This window comes from Paenibacillus sinensis (assembly GCF_019904155.1).
In the GTDB taxonomy this organism is placed as follows: domain Bacteria; phylum Bacillota; class Bacilli; order Paenibacillales; family Paenibacillaceae; genus Paenibacillus_AQ; species Paenibacillus_AQ sinensis.
In genome coordinates, this window is the sequence record NZ_JAHCMB010000093.1 from 1 (window position 1) to 277 (window position 277).

The following is a 277-nucleotide window of genomic DNA, read 5'->3' on the forward strand; positions in this document are numbered from 1 at the left end:
TTTTAGGACAAGAAGCACAAAAGTTTTGGGTTCCTAATAATGAAGATAATAACTATTTTAAGTATTTATTCAATATGGCTACTGGATACCATTATGAAGAAAATACACCTGGAACTATGGGATGGGCGAGAGGAGTACTTCAAAATTGGCTTAAACTAAGTTCGGATTTTCAAACATTGACTGATCCATCAGCTGTTTTCATTGGGCCACTAGGTGGTCTAGGTAAGGCTGGGAAAGCAGCCAGTTTAATAAAAGCAGAAGAATCTCTTGTTAAAGC

General features: G+C 36.8%; 1 protein-coding gene. It reads left to right on the forward strand.

Features of this window, described 5'->3' with window-relative positions; genetic code table 11:
* Positions 1 to 277: hypothetical protein (locus KIH86_RS10625; RefSeq protein WP_223110453.1), on the forward strand; the 277-nt coding region annotated here is incomplete at both ends.